A 21,539-nucleotide genomic window follows, 5' to 3' on the forward strand; every position below is an offset into this window, starting at 1 on the left:
TGACCGAGGGTTAGGCATGACGCGGTATGAGTCCCGCGCTGGCTGTGGGGCTGACCACTCGGGTTCTCGTGCTGCTGATGCCTGATAACTGATAACTGTATATAATTGCGATCGCGCTCTAATTTTTTTTCGTAGCCTGCTTGAATATTCTCTTAGTTGATGACGATTACACATTGGCTCGCAGCACTGCCAAGCTCTTGCAACGTCTGGGGGGTCATTACGTTTACATTACGGACGATCCAGCAGAAATCTTTCAGCGCTGTCAGACGCAAGCAGTTGATTTGGTAATTATGGATATTAATTTGCCAGACGCACAGTGGCAAGGTCAAGCTGTTAGTGGTGCTGATATTTCGCGCGTGTTAAAAAATCAAGCGCAAACAGCCCAAATTCCGATTATTCTCGTGACAGCTTACGCTTTGGCAGGCGAACGTCAATTTCTGCTGGCTGCTTCCCAAGCTGACGAGTTCGTGGCTAAGCCGATTACTGACTACAACTCTTTTCTAAACCTCATTCGTTACCTTGCGAGTAGTAAGTAGTTATCAGTTATCAGTTATCAGTTATCAATAGACCTCCTGCGTGAATACTTGAATTGTCATCCACGCGCGAAGCGAAACATCTGGGAGATTCTTCACTACACTGCGTTGCGTACCCTTCGGGAAGGCTTCGCCAACAGAATGACATCCATGATTTTTTGATTCATGCAGGAGGTCTATTGAACAGACTTTACATGTAACGTCTGTACAAAGTTATCAGTTAATTCCGACTTACGAATTACGACTTACGACTTACGACTTTACAGGTGGTAATTCATGCAAAATCGTGAAGCGAATATGATTAATTGCTAAGTCGCCAATTGAGATTTCTTCTTTATTCAGCGGTACGCCATTGCTTTTCACAGTTTCAAAAGAAATACCTTTGCCAATTTCAATGTGATACCAGGCTAAACCCATAAAAAATCTAGCAGGGTAGGGACCTTGTTCTACTACGTCGTCGGGGTTTGATTCCATCGGCAACCACAAGTCTAGTCCTGGTAAGTAAAATTCTACCCAAACGTGGTTAAAATCTGGTTGCAGGGGGACTTGCTGGTGTTCGGCATAGGGAGGACACTTGTAGCGTCCGATTGTACGACAAGCAATTCCATTTAAGCGCATCAAAGCCAGTAAAACACCAACATATTCGCCACAGGAACCAACGCCGCGATCGAGAACAATATCGGGCGTGTCGATGTGTGGTTTAATCCCGTAGGATAATTGGTCGTAGACGTAATTGCGGATACTGTACATCTGGCGCAGAATATTGGTTTCGCTACCGATCGCCTCGCGAGCAGCACGACGGACGATGTATGATTCCATTGCTAATTCATCATCATCTACCAAATAACGCTGGGCAAATTCTGGCGGGAGAGGAGGGATATTTTCTACTTCTCTAGGGGCAATGCGATACTTGATGCTGCGAACTTCAACGATCGCTTTCCAACCGAAAACATGGCGATCGCCTGTTGTTAAATGGTCGAATTTAAATACTGCGACTCGCTGTCCGTCTTGGATTTCTTCTGTAAAAGGCAGACCAATCGGTTCAACGTGAACGACTTTTTGACGGTCGGTGGATGCAGGTAAAGCAATTCGCCACTCTACCTGTTCTAAGTCTACTTCGTCTAGCGGCGATAATTCCTCAGCATAGACCATTTCGATCGCGTAGCCGTTGGAAAGAGCGTAGTGTCCTTGGGAGTTGTAGTGGTATTGCAGCGGATGGATAAAGGTGCGATCGCGATAGGTTAATTCGTGCGATGGATCTAAATTAGGATTATCCCTGATATACGCCTCTTCTGATGCATAAGCGACGTAGAGTAATGTCTCATTAGTTTGTGGCTGGGTATAAAAAGTCAACCCCGTGGGACATTCAAACGGAGTCAGGACGCTAAATTGAATGTCCCCCGTAGCGCGATCGAGACAATACACTGTCTGTTCCGTGCGATCGCATACCCACAAATTCTCTTCCTTAACTGTAATGTTTTCTATCCCTACCCCTGGAGCAAAAAATCTGGTAATTTGTCCCCCTGTATTACTGTCAAAAATTAAGATATAGCCTGCTTTTTGACAAGTGATGTAAATTGTCGATCGCCACACTGCGACCCCATCGGCAGTGTAAGGTAAGGTAACAAAAGGTTTGAGTTTAAATTCTCCCCACTGGCAATAGTAAACCGTATCGTCCCGCGTACACCACAGAGTGTCTTCCCACACCGCGATTCCCGTTATGTCAACAAACTCTTCTGCGGTTTGCCAATTCAAAATTGTGGTGTTGTCACTAACTGGATCGATTTGCAGCAAATACCCTTTGACCCGATCGATGGCTAACAGGCGATCGCCATAACTGGCAATACCATGCAAGGCTGCTGCACCAAAAGGTCTAATTGTCCGTTGCCAAAGGGGTTGACTCATATGCGTGCGTGAGGGACAGGGGGGACAGGGGAGACAAGGGGGACAAGGGGGAACTCGGGGACCCCACGACCGAAGGGAGTGGGGATTAGGGGGCGAAGGGGGACAGGGGAGACAAGGGAGACAGGGGAGACAAGGGAGAAAAAACCTACACCCTACACCCTACATCCCACACTCCACACCCTACACCCTTTCTTCACCCACCACTCAAAAAGGAGACAAGTAAAGTATATGAATTGCAATTTTATACTGTCTGTCGAATACAGGTAAGTACCAAAAGAGACAAGAAGCAAGTATAGAGATGCAGCGATTCAATCGACGCTTAATCGGCAACTGCTCCTATAATTACAATTTAAATACAATCGAGCGGATCGATATTTACTTTTTTCATCTAATTTGATAGGGTGAACTCTGCCCACTTTTTCTGCAAGATTAAGTAGGGTTGGGATTATCCGCCCTACTTTACTGTTCGCTCCTAAGATTGCTCATGTTAAGAATCCAGAAGCTTAATAAATCTTACGGAAAAAGACGAATATTGCAAGACCTAACTTTGCATATCTTACCAGGAGAAATTTACGGTTTATTAGGGGCAAATGGAGCAGGAAAAACAACTGTAATAAATATTATTTGTAATCTTCTACAAGCAGATAGCGGAGAAGTTAAGATCGGCGATCGAGCAGTTTCTGATGCTACCAAGAAAATTATTGGTATTGTCCCCCAAGAAAATTTACTCTACAAAACCTTAACTTGCACGGAAAATCTTAATTTTTTTGCCCAGCTTTACGGTATTTCAGTTAAGCAAAGAAAGCAGCAAATTCAGTCTTGTTTAGCTGCTGTCAACTTATTAGACTGGGCAAAAACTCCTGTAGACAAACTCAGTGGAGGCATGAAACGGCGATTGAATATGGCGATCGCTTTAGTTCATCAACCCAAATTAGTTATTTTAGACGAACCAACCACAGGTTTAGATGTAGAGGCGCGTTATGAGATTTGGGATTTAATTCTACAACTCCAACGTCAAGGGACTACTATTTTACTCACCACTCATTTATTAGAAGAAGCCGAACGTCTTTGTCACAGAATTGGAATTTTGAAAAATGGTCAAATTGTCGCTGAGGGTAGTTTAGCTCAACTACGTCAATACATATCTGCTGAAGAAATTATTATCGTGCAGACAGATGAAGCGGAAAAAGCGATCGCCCGGGCAATAGAATTAGGTTTCAACTATCGTTACTATGGCAGAGATCTTGCTTTTTGGCTCCCAGAATCTTTAGATTTAAAAGAAATTATTTCTCTCTTTGAAGGTATTCCTCTTAATGCTATCTCCCGTCAACCCGTGCGACTAGAATATATTTATTTAGAAGTGACTAAATCAGTGGCTAGTGGTTAGTGAGTAGTGAAAATACAAATGACAAATGACCCATTACCCATTACCCATTACCCATTACCCATTACCCATTACCAATCCTCCCATAATATAAGTAGCATGTATAGCGCGATCGTCTCCCATAATGACTAAGGTAAATATTCTTTCTGCTAATTCTTCTAAAGATGTTGGAGTTGCGTCAGAATTACGAAATGCCATTAATGGTGTAGCACGCGGATCTAAGACAACAAAATCTGCTTCTTTACCAGGATTAAAATTACCAATTTTAGCTTCTAAATTGAGTGCTTTTGCTCCTCCTAAAGTTGCTAAAAATAGTGTTTGAAAGGGTGAGAGCTTTTGTTGCCTTAGTTGAGCGATTTTGTATGCTTCGTTTGCGGTTTGTAGGAGAGATACACTCGTTCCGCCACCTACATCTGTACCCAAACCAACTTTCACAGGATAATCTTTTGATTTAGCTGTTTCAATTCTAAATAGTCCGCTACCTAAGAATAAATTTGATGTCGGACAAAATGCGATCGCAGCATTTGCTTGAGATAATCTATGAAACTCTGCATCAGTTAAGTGGACTCCGTGGGCAAACACAGAGCGATCGCCTACTAATCCAGCGCGATCGTACACGTCTAAATAACCCTGACTTTCTGGAAATAATTGCTTGACAAATGCAACTTCATCTACATTTTCTGATATGTGAGTATGCAAATAAACATCGGGAAATTCTTGTAAAAGTCTTCCAGCAATTTGTAATTGCTCGTTGGTTGAAGTTATGGCAAAGCGGGGAGTTACAGCATAAAGCAAGCGGTCTTTTTTATGCCATTTCTGAATGAGAGCTTTTGTTTCTTGATATGATGTTTCTGCGGTATCGGTGAGAAAATCTGGAGCGTTACGATCCATCATCACTTTACCAGCGATCGTTCGTAGATGGCGGCGGTTAGCTTCCTCAAAAAAAGCATCTACAGATTCAGGATGAACGGTAGCAAATACTAATGCTGTTGTCGTACCATTTTTCAATAATTCATCGAGAAAGATAGCGGCTACTTTTTGAGCATAGGTTTTATCTTTAAATTTCCCTTCTGTAGGAAATGTATATTTGTTCAACCACGTTAGTAATTGTTCCCCATAGGAAGCAATCATTTCTAGTTGGGGAAAGTGAACGTGAGTGTCAATAAATCCTGGCATTATCAGCATCCCAGGATAAGCAGTTATTGAAATTTCTTTGTATTTGTGCTGGAGGCTATCGTAAGTTCCTATTTCTTTAATTTTGCCATCTTCTAAAACTAATAATCCATCAGGAATATAGCGTACGCTTTCTAATTCAGATACGTAGAATGGATCGGCAATAAAATCTAGAAACGAACTACGAAAAGCCTTAAGAGATGACATAAAGAATCTCTGATGAATGTAGTCCGTGTAGAGACGTTACATGTAACGTCTCTACACGGGAAACTGTGCGCCCCTACGATTAACTTCTCAAATTCAAACTAAATTTCTCTACTAGAGATTCTCTGACTTTTTGATGCACGGGTTCTACTTCTGCATCGGTCAAAGTGCGATCGCTTGCCCGATAAACTAATCGAAAAGCCAAACTTCTTTGTCCTGCGGGAACACCTTGACCCCTATACTCATCAAATAATTCTACCGACTCTAGTAGCTGACCACCTGCATGAGCGATCGCCCGTTCTAATTCTGCTACCGAGACATCTACGGGGGCAAAAAAAGCAATATCTCTGTCGGCAGCTGGGTAAGTAGAATAAGGTTTGAAGCGAGGAACGAGCATTTCCTCTACATCCAAAGCATCAAATAGCAAATCTAAATCGAGTTGAAAAACATAAACCTCATCCGGTAAACCTCTTTCTTGCCGTAACTGGGGATGCAACTGTCCGAAGACACCTAAGCGGTTTCCTTGCAACCACAAAGAAGCCGTTCGTCCTGGGTGCAAGCGCGTATCTTGTCGGCTGGGTTGATATTCAATCGACAATCCCAAACGCTGAAATACGCTGTCTAATATACCCTTTGCCTCATACCAACTCATAGGGCGATCGCGTCCGGCGCTGACCCATTTACCTTGCGTTGGATCGCCACCTAAAATCCCTCCAATCGCCTCCATTTCATCGATCCCAGCTTCATCTTGAGTGAAGATTCGCCCAATTTCAAAACCATTGAGCGCCCCATTTCCCTGTTCCAAATTGTATTGGAAGGCATCGACTAAACCAGCAATCAAATCCGTCCGTAGGGCTGCATATTCGGCAAACAAAGGGTTAGCCAGCACCACCTGCCGATCTTCCCCTGGTTTCACTAAAGAATAGTGCATCAACTCTGTTAATCCTGCTGCCCGCATCGCTGCTCGGATTTGCCGCGTTAGCTGTTGTTCGACCGAAAGAAAGCCAAATTCTGTTGCTTCTGGCAGCGTGGTGCAGAATTTATCGTAACCGTAAACGCGGGCAATTTCTTCAATTAAATCGATTTCCCGCTCTAAATCGCGGTAGCGATAAGGTGGTACGGTAACGATCCAGACTCGCTCTTTTTCTGCATCTGGTGTGACTTGACAGCCTAACGCCGTCAAGATTTGTTGCATTTCGTCTGGCTGTAATTCTCCATCCGTATCGCCCAGATCGACTAAGCCTAAAATTTGATTCACGCGATCGAGGCGCAGTTGAATCGATCGCGATAGCGTACCCATATCCGGTCTGCGATCGGCAATTTGCTGACTTACCGCTGTACCCCCAGCTATTTGCTGGATTAAACTAATGGCGCGACGACAGGCTAATTCTAATTCAGCATAATTCACGCCGCGCTCGTACCTTGCCGAAGCTTCTGTACGCAACCCCAAACTGCGCGCTGAACGACGGATCGCCACAGAATCAAATAACGCTGCTTCTAATAATAGATTTTGAGTTGTGTCGCCAACTTCCGTTGCTTCTCCTCCCATCACTCCAGCTAAAGCTACAGGTTTGTCGTTGGCAGTAATCAGCAGAGTTTGGCTTGTCAGGTTGCGGCTTTGTCCGTCTAAAGTTTTTAAACTTTCTCCCGATTCAGCAAAGCGAACGCCAATGGTAATAGGTAGGGGCGCACTGCTGTGCGCCCTTACTGCTAATAAGCGATCGCGATCGAATGCGTGTAGCGGTTGTCCCCACTCCAACATAATGTAGTTGGTTGCATCCACCACATTATTAATCGGTCGCATTCCTGCTGCTTGCAAGCGCTGTTGCAACCATTCGGGAGAAGGTGCAATTTTTATTCCTTCAATAACAGTACCAATATAAGCCGGACAAGCTTGCGGTTGGAGAACGGCGATCTCTAATCCCTCTGTTGTCGGAATCGACAAAGCATCTGGTTGTGGTAATCTCAGCGTTGCTCCAGTTAAAGCTGCCACTTCCCGTGCAATCCCTACCATGCACAACGCATCGGCACGATTTGCCGTTGCTGTCAAGTCTAAAATTGTGTCGTCTAAACCTAGAAGGGGGCGAACGTCATCACCCAACTGTAGGGGCGCACGGCTGTGCGCCCCTACTTCATCAAAAATATGGATACCAGCAGATTCTTTAGATAAGCCTAGTTCTGCTAGGGAACAAATCATGCCTTCGGAACGCACTCCCCGCAGATTGGCAGCACGAATTTTTACGTCAATTTTAGGTAAGTAAGTGCCGATGGTAGCAACTGCTACATAGATATCTGCACGTACATTCGGTGCGCCACACACAATATTTAAAGGTTCACCTTTGCCAATATCGACCTTCGTAACGCTCAATTTATCGGCGTTAGGGTGGCGCTGACACTCCAGCACTTTGCCGATGACGACACCATCAGCCCAAGTACGACGGTCTTCGATCTCTTCCACCTCGAAGCCAGCCATAGTGAGCGTATGAGCCAACTCCTCTGGAGTCATCGTTATATCGACTATTTCCCGCAGCCAGTTCAAAGAGATACGCATGGAGTGTGTTTGCTTGTTTCAATCGCAGCTCATCTATCTTACAAAATTCTCGATCCAAAACCTACGTGCTTTTACCCCCTAGTCCAACAGTTGGCTAATTGATATTTAAACAAAACTCACAATTACCCGATATTGCTGCCAATAACTTTAGCAATTCTTCAACGATTCTCCGCAAGACTAACCTAGTAAAAGTCAATTTTTATTTGAATAATTGATTCAGAGTGTAACAATTCTGTTTGCTTCTATTGTTTGCGTCCATTGTGCAACGTCGAGTCTGTTATGAGCTACTGCTTAAATCCAACTTGCCAGTCTCCAGAAAACCCAAATTCTGTCGCACAGTGTCAGTCTTGTGGGTCGCCCCTGCAAAAACTGCGCGATCGCTACCGCGTGACGCAAGCACTAGCCCAAGGTGGCTTTGGTGCAACCTTCTTAGCTCAAGATGATAGTTTACCCGGACAGCCCTGGTGCGTCATCAAACAACTGCGCCCTTCAATCAATACTCCTGAAGTTTTGACAATGGCGCGGGAATTATTCGCCAGAGAAGCACAAACCCTTGGCAAAATTGGCAATCATCCCCAAGTGCCAAGATTATTAGACTATTTTGAAACCGATCGAGAATTTTATCTAGTTCAAGAATTCGTCAACGGTTTAACCATCCAGCAAGAGATCAAACGTAAAGGTCTAATGAGCGAAGCTGGAGTCAAGCAATTTTTAAGTGAAATTTTAGGAATTTTAAAATACATTCACTCGCAACAAGTTATCCATCGAGACATCAAGCCCAATAACTTGATCCGCCGCAGTGAAGACGGCAGACTTGTCTTAATTGATTTTGGTGCGGTCAAGAATCAAGTTAGCAAAACCTATAGCAGCCAAATCGAAAATACTACCCTGACTGCTTTTTCTGTGGGAACAAATGGCTTTGCACCACCAGAACAAATCGCCATGCGTCCAGTCTACGCCAGCGATATTTATGCTGTGGGCATCACCTGTATTTTCCTTTTAACTGGAAAATCTCCGAAAGATTTTGACTATCATCCTTCTACAGGTGAAATGCTCTGGGAACAAGAAGTCAGAATTAGTCAGCACCTAACTACCGTTCTGCGGAAGATGGTTGAGGCTTCCGTGCGCCACCGCTATCAATCAGCTGATGATGTCCTCAAAGCTTTGGAGATGGAACCATACTTCGACAGCATCTCGTCTGGGATGGCTACACAAATTCGCTCGCGCCCTACGAGTACCCCTGCTTCCCAACCATCTCAACCTTCGCAACCAGTTTATTCTGGCTTGAATTCCCATCAGCAGTACGTAGCAGCATTAGCTCAGAATATTCGGGCGCGGCGCGAGTTGGGTGCTACGACTGGTGTAAATACTCAAATGACTCGCCAACAGCCAGTTGCTGCTAGAGCAAATGCCTTAACAACCGTAAAAACCCCTAGCCCAACCAAATTAAAATCCAAAGAAGCGGAGCGTTTAGACTCTGGTAGTTTACTAAATGCATATATCAATGGCAGAAGAGATTTTACCTCTCAAGACTTGAGCGCGATCGATTTACGGAGAAAAAATCTTGCTGGTATTAAATGTTACGCTTCCAGGCTCGATCGCGCAAACTTGCAAGAAGCAGTTTTGTGTAACGGTGATTTTGGGCAAGCTTGTCTCAGTCAAGCCAATCTGAGAAATGCCGTATTGACCAAAGCATACATGAGTTATACCGATTTGTCGGGAGCCGATTTACGCGGTGCAGATTTAAGCGGTGCTTATTTGAGCAATGCTAACCTCAGAGGCGCAAATTTGTGCGGTGCTAACCTAACTGGTGCGACTCTTTCTGATGACCAGTTGGCACTAGCTAAGACAGATTGGTTTACTAAAAAGCCTAATAGAAGGGGATAGTCTAAATTGCTGCTGAGTAAGCTTCATCCACTTTAAGTGTTGTGCCAGAGACGAATTTGGCATCATCAGAAATTAGTTCCGAATTTTATCTGCTTTGTGCAACCCAAAATCTATCCCAAGAAGAATAGAACCAACTCTTCATCCATCATATGGTGGAAGATAGCAGCTAACTAAGGTATGCAATAGATACCTCTAAGCATTCCATGCCAAAAGTTACCCGCTTCCAGATTGCTTCCTACGGGGTTGCTGTCCTTGCTGTAATGCTAGCTCTGGCGCTCATGTTGGGGCTAGACTCTTGGCTGGGAATGACAAAAACTCCGTTTTTGCTGTTTTATGGGGCAGTAGCGATCGCGGCTTGGTATGGAGGGTTAAAACCTGGAATAGTAGCAACTGTCTTATCGATTCTATTCAGTAATTATTTCTTCCACGAGCCGAATTATGCATTCACAATTAACCTGCCCGACTTGCTGAGGATGGGCTTGTTTGCTTTACAAGGAGTCATGATTAGCTATCTATGCGAGGAGTTACGCATAGCAAAGCACAGAGCAGAGATCGATCGACAGCGCGAACAAAAAGCCAAAGATCGAGCAGAGGCAATGCAACAAAGATTGGCTTTTTTAGATCGTGCCAACACCGTACTCACATCTTCTCTGGACTATGAAACAACATTGCGATCGGTTGTAGAACTGACTATTCCCGAATTTGCCGATCTCTGCACCGTCGATATTCTCCCCGCAGACATGGCGATTAATCCTTTGGCTGCCGTTCAAGCCAAAGACCCCAATCGAGCAGACTTGGTGCGTCAACTTACAGCTACCTATCCCTTAGATTTAAACGACCAAACACACCCAATTACTAGAGTTTTTCACACAGGGCGATCGGAATTAATTCCTGAAGTCACAGATGCCAACTATGTAGCTATGGCGCGAGATGCCGAGCAGTTGAAATTTTTTCGGCAACTAGGGATTAAATCTGCGATTTGCGTACCGTTGATTGCAGGTAGAGAAGTGTTTGGCGTACTGTCGCTGATGCTGACAACTTCTCAGCGTCATTACTGTAATGAAGATTTAACCCTAGCTGAGGAACTGGGACGGCGCGTCGGGTTGGCAATGGAAAACTCTCGCTTGCATCGCCAATTAAAGCAAGCAATGCAGCGACAAGAAGCAACCCTGGCATTGATCGATACTTGGTTAGCTAGTTCTCCTGTCGGTTTAGCTTTTTTAGACACCGATCTCCGCTACGTCCACGTCAACCAAGCTTTGGCAGACATTAATGGCATCCCCCTCAAAGACCACTTCCATCGCAGCGTGCGAGAAGTGCTACCAGCGTGGGGCGATACGCTAGAACCAGTTTTGCGGCAAGTGATGCAAACGGGAGAGCCACTGCTTAATCAAGAACTTAGCGGTGAAACAAATTCCCCAGGAGTTTATCGCCATTCTCTGGTCAATTTTTATCCCGTTTGTCTGGCAAACGGACAGACATTGGGTGTAGGTGCAACTGTAGTCGATATCACTCAACTCAAACAAACTCAAACATCACTGAGTCAACGGGAAGCTGAATTAAGCCTAATTACCAACACCGTACCCGCGCTGATTGCCTATGTCGATCTTAACCAGCGCTATCGCTTTGTGAATCGGACCTACGAACAATGGTTCGGTCATCCCGCTACAGAAATTTGTGGCAGGCATATACGGCAAGTCTTAGGCGAAGCTGCTTACGAGAAGATTCGCCCTTATGTAGAGCAAGCACTAGCAGGACGAGCAGTTAGATACGAAAGTCAAGTTCCCTATCAAGATGGCGGAGTGCGTTACATCGAAGCAGTCTATATTCCTCAGTTCGACAGTCGAGGACAGGTAGAGGGGTTTGTCTCTTTAGTCAGCGATATGACCGATCGCAAACGTGCCGAACTAGAGCGCGATCGCCTGTTGCAGCAAGAGCAAGCAGCACGTCAACTTGCAGAGTTAAATATCCAGCGAGTTTACCAATTACAAAATTTGACTGCGGCTCTAGCTCAAGCATTGACGACAGAGCAAGTCAGAGAAATTTTACTGCATCAAGGACTAGCTGCCTTCAATGCCACAAGAGGCTGGATCGGTTTGCTGCATAAAAATGGTAAAACGGTAGAGATTGTCTGCTCGATTGGCTACCAGGAAGCAGAAATTGCCCCCTATCGGCGCGTTCCGCTAACGACACCACTTCCCCTCACCGATACAATCCGCACCGGGGAAATGGTCATCGCGCGATCGCCTGCTGAATATCAACAGCTTTATCCGAGTCTCGCAGATACATATATTGCTTCTGGTTCTCAAGCAATTGCCAGCTTACCATTGACAATCGAAGGGCGAACAATCGGTTCTTTAGGGCTAAGTTTCAACCAGCCCCGCGATTTCGATGTGGCAGAACGTGCCTTTATGATGACACTTGCACGGCAATGCGCCCAAGCTTTAGAGCGATCGCGATTGTACGCTGCTGAACAAGTGGCAAGAGAGGTAGCAGAATCCGCAAATCGGATTAAAGATGAATTTTTAGCCGTACTATCCCACGAATTGCGATCGCCCCTCAACCCGATCCTCGGTTGGGCAAAACTGTTGCGATCGCGTCAATATAATGAAGCAGCCAGAAACCGCGCCTTAGAAACTATCGAGCGCAATGCTAAACTCCAAGCCCAACTCGTAGACGATCTGCTTGATGTCTCCCGCATTCTCCGAGGCAAACTCGCGTTAAAATTTGCTCCTGTGAATCTAGTCAGCACGATCCTCGCTGCAATGGAAACGGTGCAACTAAGTGCTGAAGCGAAGCAGATTCATTTAGTTTTTGAGGGAGTAGGGACGAGCTGGGAGCAGGGACGCGCTGGGAAAGACCAGGGGGACAAGGGAGACAAGGAAGCAGCAATTACAATCCAAAATCCAAAATCTAAAATCCAAAACTTCCCGACTCCCCTAGTTCTAGGGGACTCAGGACGATTGCAACAGGTGGTATGGAATCTGATATCTAATGCGGTTAAATTTACTCCTGCTGGCGGACGGGTAGAGATTTCACTTCAACTTCCGAATCCCGACTCCCACTCTCCCACTCCCGACTCCCAAAAATCTGTCCAAATCCAAGTTTCCGACACTGGCAAAGGCATTAGTCCTGATTTTCTGCCTTATGTATTCGATTACTTTCGCCAAGCCGATAGCAGTACAACTCGGACTTTTGGCGGATTGGGTTTAGGACTGGCGATTGTACGTCACTTGGTAGAGTTACACGGTGGTACGGTTGGGGTAGATAGTCTGGGGGAAGGACAGGGAGCTACGTTTACTGTGACATTACCTGTGTTGGAAGGGAGTCGGGAGTCAGGAGTCGGGAATCGGGAGATGCATCACTCGCCATCCAATACTCAGCAATTACCGCTGCAAGGCGTGCGCGTACTAGCAGTAGACGACGATCCAGATATGCGAGAGTATGTGACTTGCGTGTTACAACAGCATGGGGCAGAAGCGACGGTCGTGAGTTCTGCAGAAGATGCACTAGTGGCTTTGTCTCAACAAATGCCGGATCTCATTTTGAGCGATATTGGGATGCCGCTGATGGATGGTTATATGTTCCTAGAAAAAGTCAAAAATATAATGCAGTCTCGATCGCTGTCAATTCCTGCAATTGCCCTAACTGCTTATGCTGGAGAATACGATCAACAAAAAGCAATTACCGCAGGATTTCAGTTGCATTTGCCTAAACCTATAGACCCTGATGAATTGGTGAAAGCGATCGCGGAGCTTGTTTCAACAACTCGTTCTTGAGATCGCTCCCAATGTAACAAATAATTCATCTCGATGACGCTATTCAGTTATTATGCGTGTCGTTTTTGATGCCAGTTCCAAGCATGACTGATAATTTTATCTATCTCTGGATATTGGGGATTCCAACCCAGAATTTTTCTGGCTTTTTCACCACTACCGACGAGTGCAGGCGGATCTCCAGCGCGGCGATCGCTTTCTACAACTTTAATTTCTCTTCCCGTAACTTGCTTGGCAGTATCGATGATTTCTCTAACTGAAAAACCATTACCGTTACCTAAATTAAAAATTGTTGAATCTCCACCTTGTAACAGATATTCCACACCCAGAATATGAGCATCGGCTAAATCGCTAACGTGGATGTAATCGCGAATACAAGTTCCATCAGGAGTATCGTAATCAGTCCCAAAAATTGAGACAGACTGGCGTTTACCTAAAGCTGTTTGCAGTACCAAAGGAATTAGATGAGTTTCTGGATCGTGGTCTTCTCCTAACAATCCAGTTGGATCTGCACCAGCAGCATTAAAATAGCGAAAACAGACAGATTTTAAGCCATAGGCAACATCAAAATCCGCCAAAATTCGCTCTACCATCAATTTAGTTGCACCGTAGGGGTTAATTGGGCTTTGGGGATGGTCTTCGGGGATCGGTACTGTTTTGGGTACGCCGTAGGTAGCGCAAGTAGACGAGAAGACGAATTTATCGATCGATGCAGCCTGCATTGCCTCTAGTAAGGTGAGCGTGGCAACGACGTTATTACGATAATATTTATCTGGGGTCGTGACAGATTCGCCCACATATGCATAAGCAGAAAAGTGCATGACAGCGGCGATGTCGTACTTAGCAAATAATTCGTCTAGTAAGGGGCGATCGTTTATATCGCCAACAATCAAATCTACCTGTAAAACCTGCTCTACCAAATCGCGATGTCCGTAGACTAGGTTATCGAGAACGACTACGCCGTATCCAGCCCGTTTGAGTGCTAATACTGCATGGGAACCAATATATCCCGCTCCACCAGTAACTAAGATTGTGGGTTTTACAGACGACATTCTCTTCTCCCCTTTGCTGCAACAATCTTTTAATTTAACTGATTATTCAGTTCTCAGGGAGCAGGAAGCAGGGAAGAGAGAGTCGCCCAGCTGAGGGAGAGAGCTGGGGGAGAAAAACTACTTCTGTCTTCTGTCTTCTGTCTCCTGGCTTAATCATTACCCGTTCCAGCGCTAAGTATCTGTTATGTGAGTTTGCCCAATTTAAACATCTCAAGTTCCATCTTGTAGTATTTATGAGTCCGTCCAATTGGTATCATGTTCAATCTTTGCATCACGCGAATTGAAGTTGTATTTTCGGGTCTAGCAACTGAGTAGATTGTGGGTAATTTTAGAATATTAAATCCATAGTTAAGAATTGCCCTGGCTGCTTCCGTGGCGTATCCATTTCCCCAAGCAGACTTCTTGAGATGCCAACCGATTTCATAATCTTGTGTCCATTGTTCTGCTTCATCTCGCAAGGGAATGAGAATAATCGTACCGAGAATTTCAGGCGTTGCTTTACTTACAACTGCCCAAAAGCCTCCACCATTAAGTTGAGTCGATAATATTACCCAGCGTTGAAGTAGTTTAATTGCGTCTTCAGTACTAGTAGTTTTAGTTTTAATAAATCGCGTCACTTCTGGATCGCTATAAATTTGAAAAGCCGATTCTGCATCCTCTTCAGGAATCCAGCTACGAATCGTGAGGCGATCGGTTTGGGCAATGGTAGTCATAGCCTTTGGTAGCATGAAATACACAATCCGTAGTAGGGGCGCACAGCTGTGCGCCCCTACCAGTATATTGCGATCGAACCAAAATATTTCAGTTATCGCTTTGCATCATGAGGTGACATTAAATCCCTTGTTGCTTAGCAATCACGCGATCGCGCAAACGTAACAGCGGCTTGTCATGAATTCCGACACTATTTAAACCATCTACAGTTTGAAACAAATAATCAGCACTAGAACCGAGTTCACCCTTAGCAGTGGCAAGAGTATCAACAGTAGCGTCAAAAGAAATATTACCCGCGTAGCCCGAACGACGTCGATTCACAACAAAAGCGATCGCCTCTACAACTTGCTTATCGTGATAAAACTTGACCCAAGTAGGAACGTAGGAACCAACAATCATTTCTCGCCGCCAGACGATGGTTAATTCCGACATGACATTAGCCGCAGCGATTCTATAGGCAATGCCGCGACAACTACCACCGCGATCGAGTCCCAAAACCAAACCAGGGTTATCCGGCGTACCGCGACCGAGGGGAGTCCAGAGGCAAAAACGGCGATGCAAACCGTAAATCGTACCAGTGCGATATTCAGCAAAATGAAAAATTGGGTTCCAAATCAGAGAACCGTAAGCAAACAACCAAATATCAGAATTGGGTTTTTGTCGTGCTAAAGTTTGTTGAATAGATGCCTGCAACTCTGCCTCGCTTAGCAGGAGTTTTCCCAATTTAGATTGAGCGATCGCTTTTTGTAGCAGCCCTGATTCGAGATAGGCGCGGGTGAGAATCATAGCAACGGCGAGAAGAACTGCCTCAGACTTCAACCATCCTACAATAGACCTGTTGCAGATAAAACTCAAGAAAGCGCATTTGCAATAAGTCTAAGATGTCTACCAAATCATCTTGCTGCGGTTTTGAAGCGTTTCTACGTAAGTAGCTAGATTCAAGTTAACCAACAGAACCCTACACTATCTAAGTAGTGGAAAGCGGGTGAGGTAGTGAGAATAGGGCGTAACAACTGGCACATTTTCCCAAGACTATTCAGATGGTTGCGACATCTCCCCTCAAGTCTGCGTACTCTACTGCTTGTGGCGGTTTACGTTTTAGCTGGACTAGGTCTAGAAGAATTAGCCTCTGTCTTTGACACGGCGGCGGCGATCAGCCCTTGGGATCCATCAGCCGGACTTCACTTCGTACTTTTGTTGGGGTTTGGTCTGCGCTATACTCCTGAGTTGCTGCTCATTCCGTTACTACATATGTTAGTGGTGAGCCCACTAAACATTGCTCCGTTATACGTGTTGCTCTGTGCTATCTGGATAATGCTAGGCTACAGTCTAGCTAGTGCTTTGTTGTTGCACAAGTTACACATCGATCCATACCTCCGCCGTTTTCGGGACGTTTTTAGATTTACTATTGTCACCTTTATCACATCGCTTGTAGTTTCTGGGCTATATGTAACGACGTTAGCAGCAGCTGGCAGTCTTTCTTGGTCTCAATGGACGGTGCAAGTCATCCGCGAATGGGCTGGAGAGGCTACTGGCATTGCGATGTTAGCGCCACCGCTTTTGCTTTTGTTACGCCTAGCATCTGAGGCTAAGTGGCAGGATACTCAAGAAAGACCGACGCAGCAGATCGGCTCAGGTCGGTTGAGGAGTCAAGCGGTGCTAGATTACAGCATAGATCTGACTGCTTTAATTTTCGCTATCTGGCTCGGTTATGGATTTCCACCAGGATTATCTTTAGAATACAGCTATTTTGTGTTTTTGCCGTTGATTTGGATTGCAGTGCGGCACGGATTCGAGCGAGCAGTGCTGGCAGTTTTAATCATCAATATTGGTGTCACGCTCCTGGTTTACATTCGCTCTGGGAATAATACATTAGCCTTACAGTTTTGCTTGATGACAGTTTCATACACGGGTTTGCTTGTGGGTGCTGCGGTTACAGAACGCCAGCGAGTAGAAGCGTCACTGCGAGAGAGTCAGCAACAATATCAAAATTTGTACGATTCTGCTCCCGATTCCTATGCCTCGATCGCAGTTAATGGAATTATTAGATCGATCAATCAGATTGGTGCTGATTTTCTAGGCTACCGCAAACAAGAATTGATTGGCAGACCGATTTGGCTGACGATTTACCAACCAGATTGGCAGTTGGCTCAACAGTGGTTGGATAGAGTCTTGAGGGAAAGGTTGGTCACTGGTGAAAATGAACTGCGCAAAATTCGTAAAGATGGCTCGGTTGTGTGGGTTCGCGAACGCAGCCAACTACTATTTGACCAAGATGGAACGCCTACGGAGTTGCACGTAATTTGTCGAGATATTACAGAGAGTAAGCACGCAGAGGAGCAACTGCTGCACAATGCGTTTCACGATGCCCTCACTGGTTTACCCAATCGAGCTTTATTCATGAATCGCCTAGAGCGTGCGGTGGAATATAGTAAACGAGATGAAGATTATCTATTTGCTGTCCTCTTCCTTGACTTAGATCGTTTTAAAGTAATCAATGATAGTCTCGGGCATACACTTGGAGATGAATTTCTCATAGCTATTGCTAGAAGACTAGAAGCTTGCATACGCCCTATAGATACGGCGGCGAGACTTGGGGGAGACGAATTCACTATCTTGCTTGAGGGTATTGATGACATCAGCGACACTATCCAAGTCGCAGAACGAATACAAGCCCAACTGACATTGCCCTTCAATCTAGGCGGACAAGAGGTATTTACGACAGCAAGTATTGGCATTGTCCTGAGAACGACAAGTAATAACCATCCAGAAGACCTACTGCGCGACGCTGACATCGCTATGTACCGAGCCAAGAGCTTAGGTAAAGCGCGATACGAGATCTTCAACCCAGAGATGCGCAATCGCGCCATCGCACGCTTGCAGATGGAAACGGAGCTGCGACGAGCGATTGAGCGTCAGGAGTTTCGGATTCACTATCAGCCGATCGTATCGCTGCAAACTGGTAGAATTGTAGGCTTTGAGGCGCTAATCCGCTGGCAGCATCCAAATCGAGGTCTTGTTTACCCAACCGAGTTCATGTCCATTGCAGAAGAAATCGGGCTAGGTCTTGCTCTAGATCGGTGGGTGCTGCGGGAAGCTTGTCACCAACTTCAACAGTGGCAAGAGCAATTCTTATCTAGCCCAGCTGACGAGGAAAGCGCCGCGAGTGATTCCTCAAGAGCAATTCAATCCTTAACCATTAACGTCAATCTTGGTACTCCCCAGTTTGGGCAAGCTGAGCTGCTACAGCACATCGATCGAGTCCTACAGGAGACTCATCTAGATGCTTCTAGTCTACAGCTAGAGATTACAGAAAATGCGATTATGCAGAATGATGAAGCGGCAAGTGTCATGCTCTCGCAACTCGGAGCGATGGGAATTCGGTTGCTCGTTGATGACTTTGGCACTGGCTATTCATCTTTAGGTCGTCTTCACCGCTTTGCGATCGATATGTTGAAAATCGATCGCTCTTTTGTTAGCAATATCGGAACTAGTGCGGTCAGTCTAGAAATCACTGAAACAATCGTGACGCTTGCCCAAAAGCTTGACGTAGACGTGACAGCAGAAGGAGTAGAAACAGCAGAGCAATTAGCCCGGTTGAGAGAGTTGAACTGTGGATACGGACAGGGATATTTCTTCTCTATGCCACTAGAAGCTTCAGCAGCAGAGGCATTGATCGTGACAAATCCACGGTGGTGAATTGAGGCGATCGCACTTTATTCTTTTGTACAAAAACCGTTAGAGCAAGAGCAAGGAAACACAGGCAGATAATTACAAATTATTCTGACTCCTGACTCCTGACTCCTGACTCCTGTTTACTTCACAGCTGCTTCTCGCGCTGCGGCTGCTTGGTCGGGATGAATGCCCAAGCGAGTCAGATTGATCCGACCTTTGCCATCGATTTCTCTGACTTTGACAATCACTTCATCACCAACTGTGACTTCGTCTTCGACTTTCCCTACACGATAGTCAGCCAGTTGAGAAATGTGGATCATGCCTTCTTTTCCAGGCAAAAATTCTACAAACGCGCCAATGGGAATAATTCGAGTCACGCGACCAGCGTAGACTTCTCCTTCTTGTAGCTTGCGGGTCATTCCCTGAATGATGTTACGAGCTTTTTTCGCTTTGCTCTCATCCACTGCAGAGATAGTCACCGTGCCATCGTCTTCAATATCGATTTTGGCTCCAGTTTCTTCGGTGATCCCTTTAATTGTTTTGCCACCAGGTCCGATAATCATGCCGATCAGATCTTGCTCGATCTTAATTGTCAGCAGACGCGGGGCAAAGGCTGACATTTCGCTACGCGGCTGGTCGATCGCCTGAAGCATTTTTTCCAAGATGTGCATCCGTGCGGGACGCGCTTGGTCAATGGCTTGCTTGATCGTTTCCAGAGGCAGCCCAGAAATTTTCATGTCCATTTGCAGGGCTGTAATTCCTGTATCCGTTCCAGCCACTTTAAAGTCCATATCGCCCAAGAAGTCTTCAATCCCCTGAATATCAGTCAGGACGCGGACTTCGGAACCTTCTTTAATTAGTCCCATCGCTGCCCCACTCACGGGTTTGAGAATCGGAACGCCTGCATCCATCAGGGAAAGAGTGGAACCGCAGACCGAACCCATCGACGTAGAACCATTAGAAGAGAGGACTTCCGACACTACGCGAATGACGTAGGGAAAATCAGCTTTGGGTGGTAGAATGGGCAGGATGGCACGTTCTGCTAGGGCTCCGTGACCGATTTCCCGCCGACCTGGGGCGCGCAGAGGTTTTGTTTCCCCAACCGAGAAGGGCGGAAAGTTGTAGTGATGGATATAGCGTTTTTCTAGGTCTTCTTGCAGATCGTCCGACAAGTTTTGAGCATCGCCTGGTGTCCCTAGAGTACAGGCAGACAGAACCTGCGTCAGACCGCGATTGAATAAACCGCTACCGTGAACCCGCTTGGGTAAAACATCAACTCTACAGGAAACAGGGCGTACTTCGTCTAGTTTGCGTCCGTCAACCCGCACGCCATCTTCAACAATTTGCCGTCGCATCAATTGCTTGGTCAAATCTTTGAAAGTGTTACCCAGTGCTTTGCTTTCGGTAGTCGTAATCACCTTTACCGGATCTTCTTCTGGCAGTTCCGCGATCGCTTCGGCAACAGCTGCTTTCACTTCATCAAGGGCAGCATCGCGGCTATTTTTGTCAAGGTCAAACTGCGAGAGAATTTGTTTGATTTGAGTTTGGGCGCGATCGCGAATGAAGTCTGTTAAAGTAGAATCCACTTCTGGCGGTGTGACTTGTGGCGGTTCGACCCCTAACTCTTTGAGAAAGTCTTGTTGAGCAGCGATCAAATCTCGCACGGCTTCGTAGCCGAAATCGATCGCCTCAACCATATCCTGTTCTGATAGCTGGTTAGCTCCAGCCTCTACCATAATCACGCCGTCTGGAGTGCCTGCTACCACCAGATCCAAATCTCCAGCTTTAATTTCAGCATAGGTAGGATTAATAATAAAATCATCTCCTACCAAGCCGACGCGCACGGCTGCCATTGGTCCATTAAAAGGAATTTGCGCCAGCATCACCGCCATTGATGCACCCGTTACCGCTAGCACGTCCGGCGGAACTAACTCATCCATTGCCAGAGTCGTCGCCACGACTTGCAGATCGTCCCGCAGCCAACCAGGAAACAGCGGACGCAAGGGGCGATCGATCAAGCGGCTCGTCAGAATCGCCTTTTCTGGCGGGCGACCTTCACGCCGCAAGAAACCACCTGGAATTCGACCGACAGCGTAGAGTCTTTCTTCATAATCTACCGTCAGGGGAAGAAAATCAATGCCTTCTCTGGCTGTACTTCGGGTTGCAGTAACTAAAACTGCCGTATCGCCTGATTGAATTAACACTGCTCCCCCAGCTTGAGGGGCTAACATACCTACTCTAAGTCGAATATCCCTTCCATCGAAGGATATTGACCTATCCATCTCTACCATTTAGTTTTTTGTCCTTCTTAATCGCTATTCTGATTCTGTCGCAATCCTAGCACCGATATACCTCTAGTGGGTTGTCACGGAAGAAGGGGAGTCGTAGGGGCGGGTTTTGGCAGGACACCTGTATTAGAAATATCCCTCGACAGAAAAGAAACTCAAATTAGCTGGTGCGGATCGCGTGATTATGCCTGCTTCCATTGGTGCAGAACGAATGGCACAGATGATTGTGCAAAAGCGCGATCGAATCGGTAGTGATGGTCGTTAGATAACTGGTAACTGGTAGTTGGTAGTTGGTAACTGGTCACTAGCCACTAGCCACCAGTCACTAGTCACTATTAAATCCGATCGCTTGCTCTTTTCATTGCTTTAGCAAAAATACATTTTTCATTTAGTTCTACTT

General features: G+C 45.9%; 14 protein-coding genes and 2 pseudogenes. 7 read left to right on the forward strand and 9 right to left on the reverse strand.

Features of this window, described 5'->3' with window-relative positions:
- The first annotated feature begins 140 nt into the window (after window positions 1-140).
- Window positions 141-536 (forward strand): response regulator, encoded by a 396-nt coding sequence (locus DSM107010_RS10800; RefSeq protein WP_015156172.1) that lies wholly within the window; start codon window positions 141-143, stop codon window positions 534-536.
- A gap of 249 nt (window positions 537-785) precedes the next feature.
- Here the strand turns inward: DSM107010_RS10800 and DSM107010_RS10805 are convergent, their stop codons facing one another.
- Complete coding sequence (locus DSM107010_RS10805; RefSeq protein ID WP_015156171.1) at window positions 786-2,438, reverse strand: transglutaminase-like domain-containing protein; 1,653 nt, start codon at window positions 2,436-2,438, stop codon at window positions 786-788.
- A gap of 4 nt (window positions 2,439-2,442) precedes the next feature.
- Between DSM107010_RS10805 and DSM107010_RS41180 the strand changes: the two genes are divergently transcribed.
- Both DSM107010_RS41180 and DSM107010_RS10820 read left to right on the forward strand, forming a co-directional pair.
- The gene (locus DSM107010_RS41180) at window positions 2,443-2,661 is read left to right on the forward strand and encodes a hypothetical protein (protein ID WP_241994184.1); all 219 of its coding nucleotides are present in this window, start codon (window positions 2,443-2,445) and stop codon (window positions 2,659-2,661) included.
- 261 nt (window positions 2,662-2,922) lie between these two features.
- A complete protein-coding gene (locus DSM107010_RS10820) occupies window positions 2,923-3,825 on the forward strand; it encodes an ABC transporter ATP-binding protein (protein WP_106166486.1) in 903 nt (300 codons plus the stop codon).
- Window positions 3,826-3,879: 54 nt separating this feature from the next.
- Here DSM107010_RS10820 and guaD read toward each other — a convergent pair whose 3' ends face one another.
- Both guaD and pheT read right to left on the reverse strand, forming a co-directional pair.
- Window positions 3,880-5,202, reverse strand: coding sequence for a guanine deaminase (gene guaD, locus DSM107010_RS10825; RefSeq protein WP_041462563.1), 1,323 nt, complete (start codon window positions 5,200-5,202; stop codon window positions 3,880-3,882).
- Between the two features lie 79 nt (window positions 5,203-5,281).
- Window positions 5,282-7,750 (reverse strand): phenylalanine--tRNA ligase subunit beta, encoded by a 2,469-nt coding sequence (gene pheT, locus DSM107010_RS10830; protein WP_106166487.1) that lies wholly within the window; start codon window positions 7,748-7,750, stop codon window positions 5,282-5,284.
- A 279-nt stretch (window positions 7,751-8,029) separates the two neighbouring features.
- Here pheT and DSM107010_RS10835 point away from each other — a divergent pair, with 279 nt between their 5' ends.
- Complete coding sequence (locus DSM107010_RS10835) at window positions 8,030-9,637, forward strand: serine/threonine-protein kinase (RefSeq protein ID WP_106166488.1); 1,608 nt, start codon at window positions 8,030-8,032, stop codon at window positions 9,635-9,637.
- Between the two features lies 1 nt (window position 9,638).
- Here the strand turns inward: DSM107010_RS10835 and DSM107010_RS42895 are convergent.
- Window positions 9,639-9,713, reverse strand: a pseudogene (locus DSM107010_RS42895) (oxidoreductase); the annotation flags it as partial.
- Between the two features lie 127 nt (window positions 9,714-9,840).
- Here DSM107010_RS42895 and DSM107010_RS39555 point away from each other — a divergent pair.
- Window positions 9,841-13,416 (forward strand): PAS domain-containing protein, encoded by a 3,576-nt coding sequence (locus DSM107010_RS39555; protein ID WP_199755483.1) that lies wholly within the window; start codon window positions 9,841-9,843, stop codon window positions 13,414-13,416.
- Between the two features lie 50 nt (window positions 13,417-13,466).
- Here DSM107010_RS39555 and galE read toward each other — a convergent pair whose 3' ends face one another.
- The 3 genes from galE to DSM107010_RS10865 form a co-directional block, all read right to left on the reverse strand.
- Window positions 13,467-14,465, reverse strand: a complete 999-nt coding sequence (galE, locus tag DSM107010_RS10855) for a UDP-glucose 4-epimerase GalE (protein ID WP_106166489.1) — start codon at window positions 14,463-14,465, stop codon at window positions 13,467-13,469.
- 182 nt (window positions 14,466-14,647) lie between these two features.
- Window positions 14,648-15,178, reverse strand: coding sequence for a GNAT family N-acetyltransferase (locus tag DSM107010_RS10860; RefSeq protein WP_015156163.1), 531 nt, complete (start codon window positions 15,176-15,178; stop codon window positions 14,648-14,650).
- 118 nt (window positions 15,179-15,296) lie between these two features.
- A complete protein-coding gene (locus tag DSM107010_RS10865; RefSeq protein WP_015156162.1) occupies window positions 15,297-15,962 on the reverse strand; it encodes a gamma-glutamylcyclotransferase in 666 nt (221 codons plus the stop codon).
- Between the two features lie 297 nt (window positions 15,963-16,259).
- Here DSM107010_RS10865 and DSM107010_RS10870 point away from each other — a divergent pair, with 297 nt between their 5' ends.
- Entirely contained in the window at window positions 16,260-18,875 is a 2,616-nt protein-coding gene (locus tag DSM107010_RS10870) for an EAL domain-containing protein (protein WP_199755485.1), read from the forward strand.
- Between the two features lie 116 nt (window positions 18,876-18,991).
- Here the strand turns inward: DSM107010_RS10870 and DSM107010_RS10875 are convergent, their stop codons facing one another.
- On the reverse strand, window positions 18,992-21,142 hold the full coding sequence (locus DSM107010_RS10875; protein ID WP_106166491.1) for a polyribonucleotide nucleotidyltransferase: 2,151 nt from the start codon (window positions 21,140-21,142) through the stop codon (window positions 18,992-18,994).
- Between the two features lie 127 nt (window positions 21,143-21,269).
- Here DSM107010_RS10875 and DSM107010_RS42900 point away from each other — a divergent pair.
- A pseudogene (locus DSM107010_RS42900) lies at window positions 21,270-21,365 on the forward strand (hypothetical protein); the annotation flags it as partial.
- On the opposite strand, the gene DSM107010_RS42175 reads toward DSM107010_RS42900, so the two are convergent.
- On the reverse strand, window positions 21,322-21,444 hold the full coding sequence (locus DSM107010_RS42175) for a hypothetical protein (RefSeq protein WP_258183832.1): 123 nt from the start codon (window positions 21,442-21,444) through the stop codon (window positions 21,322-21,324). The pseudogene DSM107010_RS42900 and the gene DSM107010_RS42175 overlap by 44 nt on opposite strands.
- Window positions 21,445-21,539: the final 95 nt, after the last annotated feature.

This window comes from Chroococcidiopsis cubana SAG 39.79 (assembly GCF_003991895.1).
In the GTDB taxonomy this organism is placed as follows: domain Bacteria; phylum Cyanobacteriota; class Cyanobacteriia; order Cyanobacteriales; family Chroococcidiopsidaceae; genus Chroococcidiopsis; species Chroococcidiopsis thermalis.